Below are 8,878 nucleotides of genomic sequence, written 5' to 3' on the forward strand. Positions count from 1 at the left end.
GCCGCTCTCATTGGCGACTTTATAAATATATCCTGTTTCATCTCCGAAGTCAATACTATTTCAAAATATTTTTTCGAGTTGTTTTAAGGACATGTATTAATATAAACTGTCTGGCAGAAAAAATCAAGCAATAACTTTAAAAAACGCTTTCTTTATTTTCTCATAGTCAATTATGAAGAAGAGCAAGCCGAATATAACGACTGTCCCTCCTATTACTTGGCTGAGTGTCAACGCTTCTCCAAGTATGTAATACGCCAGTATTGCCGCTCCGACAGGTTCGAAGAGGATTGCTATGGAGATAACATTTGTGCTTACCCATTTCAAAGCCCAATTAAATAATGTATGGCCAAAAAGATTCGGGATCAATGCTAAAAGTAAAAACCACAACCACTCTTGCGCTGGATAAGGACCAAATGATTCCCCTTTTATAACTATATAGAAGAATAACGTTATAGTACTCACACTATAAACAACAAAAGTATAGGTCATTAAAGATAAACGCTTGCGCACATCTTGTCCAAAAAGCAAATAAGCTGTGATCAATGCACAGGCAATCAAAGCCAGTATATCCCCGACAAGAGCCTGCCCACTGATTTGAAAATCTCCATAAACAATAAGGACGCTTCCGCCAATAGCAATCAAAGCTGAAACGATTGTTTTAAGGGAAATTCTTTCCTTAAAGAAGAAATATGTACCTGCAAAAGCGAAAAGCGGCTGCAGCGTTACTAGTACAGTTGAACTGGCTACAGTTGTATAATTCAAAGACTCAAACCATAAAATGAAATGGAATGCCAGGAAGAATCCGGCAATTGCAGTAAACGTCCAATCGCGTTTGCTTAGCTTTTTCAATTCATGGGTATATTTTAGAAAGAACAGTGGGCTCATTATCAATATGGAAAACAGCATTCTGTAGAAAGCGGTCACACCAGAATCTGCAGTGGTCATTTTTACGAATATCGCAGACATCGCTACAGAAATGACTCCTATGATAATCGGAATATATGGATGGATAGCTGGTTTATTCATGGCGGCACCTCTGTTATCGGTTTTTAAAAGCAGTCATTACTGTTTAGTTTGCCATCCATAGTAGATAGAAGCAACCCGAAATAAAGTTTGGAGGGATTTACTTGGAATTTTTCAGCGCCTTACAGATTTCTTCAGTCGAAACATTTCTGAAACTTTTAATAGCAGCTGCACTTAGTCTGGTAATTGGCCTGGAAAGAGAATTGAAGAGGAAACCAGTCGGCTTGAAGACCAGTGTCGTAATATCTACATTCAGTTGTCTGCTTACGATCATCTCTATAGAATCTGCCTATATTGCAGAAGGCAGCGAGTACGATAATGTCAACATTACGATGGACCCGCTTCGTCTTGCTGCACAGATTGTTTCCGGTATCGGTTTTCTCGGGGCCGGAGTTATTTTGAAAAGAGGCAACGATTCGATTTCAGGCTTGACCACTGCCGCAATGATATGGGGAGCAGGTGGAATCGGCATTGCAGTCGCAGCCGGTTTTTATCTGGAAGCAGCTTTGGCTGTTTTCATCGTATTGATCGCAGTTGAATTTCTGCCGACGATTCTTTTAAAATTCGGACCCTCACGTCTCCGCTTGACTGAAGCAAATATAAAAATTTTTATATCAAAGAGAGAATATATTAAACCGGTTATCGAAGAAATGAGGAAGTCAGGACTTATTATCGAAGGAATGTCCATTAAACATTCGGATAACTTTGATGAAAGCAGGGTTCTATATCATGAACTTGATATCAGAGTCTCCTATCTTCAGGAAAAAGATACGCTGGAATTATATCAGGACATTTATTCGATCGATAACGTTGAACAGGTGGATATCGATATCACCAATTAAAAAGCTGCTTGAGCCGGAGGGCTCAAGCAGCTTTTAATTATAAGGAAGCTTCAAGGATTTTGCGGACATCATCGTCATTCAGCTTGTTGAAGTTCCCGAATTCACCGTAGACCAATGTTTTCGAAATGATTGAATCGAATTGGTTATCATCAATATTATAGTCCTCCAGACGTGATGGCGCTCCTATAGAAGACCAGAACTCTGAAAGACGATCGATTCCTTCCAATGCGGTTTCTTCATCAGACTTTCCGCTGCTGTCAACACCGAATACCCGGACAGCCATTTGAGCAAATCTGGCCGGATTCACTTTGACATTATGTCGCATCCAGTGAGGGAATAAAATCGCAAGTCCGCCGGCGTGAGGTATGTCATAAACAGCAGAAACCGCATGCTCAATGTTATGAGTTGCCCAGTCGCCGTTGTATCCCATCTGCAGGAAATTATTCAATCCCATCGTTCCCGCAAAAAGAATAGTTTCACGATGCTCATAGCTTTGCAGATCTTCCATCAGTTTCGGAGCCGTTTCAATCACTGCACGCAATACACCTTCAATCATTTGATCCTGAACAGGAGTGTTCGTGGCATTATGAAAATATTGTTCGAACATATGGGACATCATATCGACGATTCCATAAACTGTTTGATCTTCAGGCACTGTCATCGTATATGTAGGGTCCAGTACCGAGAATTTCGGAAATGACAACGGGCTTCCCCACCCATATTTTTCTTGCGTTTCTTCATTGGTGATAACCGATCCGGCATTCATTTCTGATCCAGTGGCAGCCAATGTCAAAACTGTGCCGAACGGCAAAGCTTCTTTCGGCTGGGCTTTACGGGAAACAAAATCCCAGGCATCGCCATCATATCTTGCACCGGAAGCAATTAGTTTCGTGCAATCAATGACTGAACCTCCGCCAACAGCAAGCAACACGTCAATATTTTCTTTCTTGCAGATTTCAATGCCTCTTTTCGCTGTAGAAAGGCGAGGATTGGGTTCTACACCCGCAAGTTCAAAAACTTCCATTTCCGCTGACGTCAAAGCTTCCATTACTTCATCATACAGACCATTTCTTTTAATGCTTCCCCCGCCATAAATGACAAGGACTCTTTTACCGTATTTAGGGAGTTCTGTTTTAACAGCCTCCAATTGGCCTTTCCCAAAAATCAATTTAACGGGATTGTAAAAAGTGAATTTATTCATTTATTGATCAGCCTCCTCTTCTTCATATATTATGTAGTTTCTTTTTTTCAAAAGCAAAAATTTGAATCAGAAAAACCGCCTGGATATTGAAATCCAGGCGGTTTAAAGGATGATTTATACCCAACCGCGGAAACGCACAGCTTCAGCGGTTCTGCGGGCACCTACCATGTATGCAGCGAGACGCATGTCGATATTGCGTGTCGTTGCCACATTGTAGATGTTCTCGAAAGCATCAACCAGTTTTTTAGTAAGTTTTTCGTCGACTTCTTCCTGAGACCAGTAATAGCCCTGGTTGTTCTGTACCCATTCAAAATAAGATACAGTAACTCCTCCGGCACTTGCAAGCACATCAGGAACCAAAAGGATGCCACGTTCAGTCAGAATTTTTGTAGCTTCTGCAGTCGTTGGTCCATTGGCAGCTTCAACTACGATTGAGGCTTTGATATTATGGGCATTATCAGCAGTGATCTGGTTTGAGATCGCAGCTGGTACAATAATATCGCAGTCCAGTTCGAAAAGCTCTTTGTTCGTGATGGTATTATCGAAAAGGTTTGTAACCGTTCCGAAACTGTCGCGGCGGTCAAGAAGATAATCTATATCCAAACCATCCGGATCGTGAAGAGCACCATAAGCATCAGAAATTCCGACTACTTTAGCTCCGGCATCATGAAGGAATTTCGCCAGGAAGCTTCCTGCGTTCCCGAATCCCTGGATGACCACACGGGCTCCCTGCATATCAAGGCCGCGTTTTTTAGCTGCTTCATTGATTACAATTGTAACGCCCTGTGCAGTTGCTTTATCCCGACCCTGGGAACCTCCAAGCACAATTGGCTTCCCTGTAATGAAACCAGGGGAGTTGAATTCATCAATTTTGCTGTATTCATCGAACATCCAGGCCATAATCTGAGAATTCGTAAAGACGTCAGGAGCTGGAATATCTTTGTTCGGTCCGACTATCTGACTGATGGCGCGAACGTATCCGCGGCTCAACTCTTCAATTTCGCGCATCGACATTTCACGCGGATCACAGATGATACCGCCTTTACCGCCTCCGTAAGGAAGATCGACGATGCCGCATTTCAAAGTCATCCACATGGAAAGTGCAATAACTTCTTCACGGTTAACATCCGGGTGGAACCGTATTCCGCCCTTGGTCGGACCTACGGCATCATTGTGCTGTGCACGAAATCCGGTGAATACCTTCGTTACTCCATCATCCATGCGTACAGGAATACGGACTTCCATCATTCGCACAGGTTCTTTCAGTAGTTCGTACATCGATTCTTCATATCCAAGCTTTTCCAAAGCAGTTTTAATAACTTCCTGCGTTGACGTCAACAAGTTCAAGTTTTCAGCCATTTTATCAGTTCGCCTCTTTGTATTTTAGTAATAACTCCGCATACAGTGTAACACAATTCCACTTTGCATTGCCATATACTTATTATTTAGCGAATACTTTCCGGATCCGCTCCAAAGCCCAATCAAGATCTTCTTTGGCAATAATAAGTGGTGGAGCAAAACGAATCACTGTATCGTGGGTTTCTTTGCACAATAAACCAAGTTCCTTCAATTCTTCACAATATGGACGGGCAGCTTCAGTCAACTCCATGCCAATGAACAAACCGCGTCCGCGAACTTCTTTAATGGACGGATGTGAGATTTCTTTTAATTGGGCCATGAAGTATTCACCCAGTTCCTGTGAACGGTCAGCCAATTTCTCTTCCTGCAAAACTTCCATCGAAGCGATGGATACTGCACATGCCAGCGGGTTGCCGCCGAAAGTCGAACCGTGCGATCCCGGATTGAAAACGCCGAGAACTTCACTGTCTGCCACTACACATGAAATCGGAAAAACCCCGCCTCCAAGCGCTTTTCCAAGAATATACATATCCGGGTCGACGTCTTCCCATTCGCATGCGAACATTTTACCCGTACGTCCAAGACCAGCCTGAATTTCATCCGCTATAAACAGGACGTTGTTTTCACGGCACAGTTCTCTTGCCGCTTTCAGGAATCCTTCCGGCGGAATGATAATTCCGGCTTCTCCCTGAATCGGTTCGATCAGGAAAGCAGCTGTATTTGGTGTAATCGCATTTTTCAACGCTTCCAGGTCGCCAAAAGGAACAATGTTGATACCAGGAAGCATCGGTCCGAAACCTTTGCGGTAATCAGGGTCTGATGACAATGAAACAGCAGTCATCGTACGCCCATGGAAGTTTCCTTCGCAGGCAATGATTTCCGCTTTATTTTCTTCAACGCCTTTTACATCGTATGCCCAGCGCCGTGCAGCTTTTACAGCTGTTTCGACCGCTTCAGCTCCGGTGTTCATCGGCAGCGCCATTTCTTTGCCTGAAACGTTGCAGATCATTTCATACCACGGTGCCAGCTGATCATTATGGAATGCACGTGAAGTAAGCGTCACACGATCCGCCTGATCTTTCAGCGCCTGGATGATTTTCGGATGTCTGTGGCCCTGGTTGACAGCTGAATATGCTGACAGCATGTCCATGAATTTATTGCCTTCCGGGTCTTTTACCCATACACCTTCCGCTTCCGAGATGACAATCGGCAGAGGATGATAGTTCGGTGCGCCGTACTTTTCAGTTTGCTGGATGATGTCCTGAGTTTTTGTCATTATAAAGTTCCTCCTTTTGAAAAAGGCAGACCCTGCAGTCTGCCTTTAGTTGAACATATAGTACCTTTCATGCTGCTGATTAAAACATTTCAGATGTTGTTTTTGCCTGCATGTGAAGAACGATGTAATCCGGTCCGCCCGCTTTAGAGTCAGTTCCGGACATATTGAATCCGCCGAATGACTGGTAACCAACTATTGCACCTGTGCATCCGCGGTTGAAATAAAGGTTTCCGACATGGAATTCTTCACGCGCATATTCAAGGTGCTCGCGGTTGTTTGTGATAACTCCGCCAGTCAAACCGTATTCAGTGTTGTTGGCGATAGCGATCGCTTCCTTGAAGTCTTTCGCTTTCATCAAACCGACAACCGGCCCGAAAATTTCTTCCTGCATAACGCGTGCTTTTGGATCAAGATCAGCGAATACTGTCGGGTTCACGAAGTAACCTTTTGAATCGTCGCCGTCTCCACCGGCTACCAGGCGGCCTTCGCCTTTGCCGATTTCGATATAGTCCATGATTTTTTTGTATGAGTTTGCATCGATGACAGGACCCATGTAATTGTTTTGCTCAACCGGGTCGCCGATTGTCAATTGGTTCGTCAATTCAACTACACGATCTAAAACTTTATCGTAGACATCTTCAACGATAACTGCCCGGGATCCTGCAGAACATTTCTGCCCGCTGAAACCGAATGCAGATTTTACGATCGATTGTGCCGCCAATTCAAGGTCAGCTTCTTTGTCTACGACCATTGTATTTTTTCCGCCCATTTCAGCAATCAGGCGTTTCATCCAGATTTGGCCTTCGTTCACTTTAGCAGAACGTTCCGCAATGCGAAGTCCGACTTCTTTTGAACCTGTGAAGGAAATGAAACGAGTATTCGGGTGATCTACGAGATAGTCGCCCACTTCAGAACCTGGTCCCGGGATGTAGTTGACGACTCCTGCCGGCATGCCCGCTTCTTCAAGGACTTCGATGAATTTATAAGCGACAACCGGAGTTGATGAAGCCGGTTTCAACAGAACCGTGTTCCCTGCAACCATTGCTGCAACAGTTGTACCTGCCATGATGGCAAATGCAAAGTTCCAAGGGGAGATGACAACCCCTACACCAAGAGGAATATAATCATAACGGTTATATTCACCTGGACGGCTTTCGACAGGCATGCCATCTTTCAGGCGCAGCATCTGGCGGCCGTAATACTCCAGGAAATCAATTGCTTCAGCTGTATCTGCATCAGCTTCATTCCATGGCTTTCCTGCTTCTTTTGTCAAAAGTGCCGAGAATTCGTGTTTGCGGCGGCGAATGATCGCTGCAGCACGGAACAATACGTCAGCACGTACTTCAGGTTTTACTTTTTTCCATGTTTTGAATGCCTCATCAGCGCTTTGCATCGCTTTTTCAGCCAATTCTTTGTTTGATTTTGAAACGCGGCCGATAATCTCTTCTCTATTAGCCGGATTGAATGAAACGATTTTATCTTCAGTCGTAACTCGTTCGCCACCGATAATTAATGGATAGTCCTGGCCAAGATAAGCCTCGACAGTTTTCAGGCCTTCCAGGTAATCATTGCGGTTTTTTTCGATCGAGAAATCTGTGAATGGTTCGTGTTTGTAGGGAATCATATATAAATCCTCCTTGATAAATGTTTAGCGCAAAAAAAATTTGCACTTTTAAAGCGTTTCCATCTATAATAATGCAAAAGATCTCTGCATAATTCAAGTGTTTTCGTTTGAAATATCAAATAAATTTTGAGGTGGCTAATGTGAAGCAAGTGAAAATGGATCTGACACTATTCTACAAATTCGCTTCAGAGCATGTGGCAGTAGGTCTGCACGCTGTCGATATAAACGGAAAGACCATTTTATACAATAAAAAAATGAAAGATATCGAAGGTTTCGACTTTGAGGAATTAGCGGATCGTTCGCTGCTTGAGATGTTTCGCTTCGGCCAGGAAGAAAGCACATTGCTGAAAGTTTTGCAGAACGGTTCTCCTGTACTGAGTGCAAAACAGACGTACTGGAACCACAAAGGCCAGGAAATCACAACGATCAATGACACGTATCCTGTTTATGATAATGGGGAGCTGATTGGGGCAATAGAACTTGCGCGTGATGTCACGACGCTGGAGAAAGTCATTTATCAGCCGCTGAAAAAATACGACGAACCGATTACGTTCAACAGCATTACAGCCGTTTCTGCAAGCATGAGAAAAGTGATTGCTACAGCGGAAAAAGCTGTTTTGGCTAAATTGCCGGTTTTATTGGTGGGCGAGTCCGGAACCGGAAAAGAATTGATCGTTGAAGCCATCCACCGTGCTCATATCGACGGTTCAAAAGACATTTCAGTGCTCTTTTCTCACAGTGCAACGGCCGAATCCATCACTCAGCTATCCGAAGAAATGAAGAAAAAGGCCGGCGGCACTGTGTACTGTGAGCGAATTGATATGCTCACTATTCCCATGCAGCGAAAACTTCTCGAAATGGTGAAGGAACATGCCAGCAGTGATATTTATTTCATTGCCAGTGTCGGTGAAGATCCCGTTGAATTGATTTCAGGACATAAGCTGTTGAAAGAACTCTATTACTTCTTTTCGGCCATGGCCATTCCCATTCCCCCGCTGCGCAGGAGAAAAGAAGATATCTTGCCTTTTGTCCATGATTATTTTAAACGGCATCGGATGAAATTCGGATCCATGGTGCAGACAGTTGACAAACAGGTCGAAAACCTGCTGATGTCCTATGATTGGCCAGGAAATTTGAAAGAGCTTGAACTGCTGCTGGATGAAACAGCTTCCCTGCTGACGACCGAAGAAATTGTCGGCGTTGAACTGCTGCCTTACCACTTTAAACTGAAAACGGAAAATAACGGAACACTTCGGCCCGAAGATTTTATCGTCCATTCAAACAAGGATCTGCTGCCGTTGGAGGAATATTTGTTTGAGGCTGAAAGCTATTATTTGCAAAAAGCGATGGACCTGCATAAAGGAAATGTGACAAAAGCGGCGGCTGCTCTGGGCATGAGCAGGCAGAATCTGCAGTACCGCCTGCGGAAAATAAAAAAAAATGAAGCGCAGACGTGATGTCTGTGCTTCATTTTTATTTTTTGTCCAGACTCCGGCGGACCAACTCTTCGGTCATAAGCCGATCCAGCTGCCGTGGCAAAAATCGCCACTCTG

The 8,878-nt window shown here is 44.0% G+C and carries 7 protein-coding genes; 2 read left to right on the top strand and 5 right to left on the bottom strand.

Translation table 11 applies throughout. The features are described 5' to 3' along the window. Nucleotides 1–123: 123 nt before the first annotated feature. Nucleotides 124–1,026, bottom strand: a complete 903-nt coding sequence (locus tag KW93_RS06065) for a DMT family transporter (RefSeq protein WP_033542093.1) — start codon at nt 1,024–1,026, stop codon at nt 124–126. A 101-nt stretch (nt 1,027–1,127) separates the two neighbouring features. Here KW93_RS06065 and KW93_RS06070 point away from each other — a divergent pair, with 101 nt between their 5' ends. After that, nucleotides 1,128–1,865 (top strand): MgtC/SapB family protein, encoded by a 738-nt coding sequence (locus KW93_RS06070; RefSeq protein ID WP_033542094.1) that lies wholly within the window; start codon nt 1,128–1,130, stop codon nt 1,863–1,865. Nucleotides 1,866–1,902: 37 nt separating this feature from the next. Here KW93_RS06070 and KW93_RS06075 read toward each other — a convergent pair whose 3' ends face one another. The 4 genes from KW93_RS06075 to pruA all read right to left on the bottom strand — a co-directional run bounded on the left by KW93_RS06075 (nt 1,903) and on the right by pruA (nt 7,325). Beyond that, on the bottom strand, nt 1,903–3,066 hold the full coding sequence (locus tag KW93_RS06075; RefSeq protein WP_033542095.1) for an iron-containing alcohol dehydrogenase: 1,164 nt from the start codon (nt 3,064–3,066) through the stop codon (nt 1,903–1,905). A gap of 114 nt (nt 3,067–3,180) precedes the next feature. Beyond that, a complete protein-coding gene (locus tag KW93_RS06080) occupies nt 3,181–4,425 on the bottom strand; it encodes a Glu/Leu/Phe/Val family dehydrogenase (protein ID WP_033542096.1) in 1,245 nt (414 codons plus the stop codon). An 82-nt stretch (nt 4,426–4,507) separates the two neighbouring features. Further along, on the bottom strand, nt 4,508–5,701 hold the full coding sequence (locus KW93_RS06085) for an ornithine--oxo-acid transaminase (protein ID WP_033542097.1): 1,194 nt from the start codon (nt 5,699–5,701) through the stop codon (nt 4,508–4,510). A 79-nt stretch (nt 5,702–5,780) separates the two neighbouring features. Beyond that, entirely contained in the window at nt 5,781–7,325 is a 1,545-nt protein-coding gene (gene pruA, locus KW93_RS06090) for an L-glutamate gamma-semialdehyde dehydrogenase (protein WP_033542098.1), read from the bottom strand. Between the two features lie 155 nt (nt 7,326–7,480). Between pruA and KW93_RS06095 the strand changes: the two genes are divergently transcribed. Continuing rightward, nucleotides 7,481–8,782: a sigma 54-interacting transcriptional regulator gene (locus tag KW93_RS06095; protein ID WP_200883325.1), complete on the top strand. Its 1,302-nt coding sequence runs from the start codon at nt 7,481–7,483 to the stop codon at nt 8,780–8,782. Nucleotides 8,783–8,878: the final 96 nt, after the last annotated feature.

The organism is Planococcus sp. CAU13 (genome assembly GCF_000775575.1).
In the GTDB taxonomy this organism is placed as follows: Bacteria; Bacillota; Bacilli; order Bacillales_A; family Planococcaceae; genus Planococcus.

What these genes read in the sequence shown, in the direction of transcription:
- KW93_RS06065 (WP_033542093.1), bottom strand. Translation starts at nt 1,026, where the DNA reads ATGAATAAACCAGCTATCCATCCATATATTCCGATTATCATAGGAGTC.
- KW93_RS06075 (WP_033542095.1), bottom strand. Translation starts at nt 3,066, where the DNA reads ATGAATAAATTCACTTTTTACAATCCCGTTAAATTGATTTTTGGGAAA.
- KW93_RS06080 (WP_033542096.1), bottom strand. Translation starts at nt 4,425, where the DNA reads ATGGCTGAAAACTTGAACTTGTTGACGTCAACGCAGGAAGTTATTAAA.
- KW93_RS06085 (WP_033542097.1), bottom strand. Translation starts at nt 5,701, where the DNA reads ATGACAAAAACTCAGGACATCATCCAGCAAACTGAAAAGTACGGCGCA.
- pruA (WP_033542098.1), bottom strand. Translation starts at nt 7,325, where the DNA reads ATGATTCCCTACAAACACGAACCATTCACAGATTTCTCGATCGAAAAA.
- KW93_RS06095 (WP_200883325.1), top strand. Translation starts at nt 7,481, where the DNA reads ATGGATCTGACACTATTCTACAAATTCGCTTCAGAGCATGTGGCAGTA.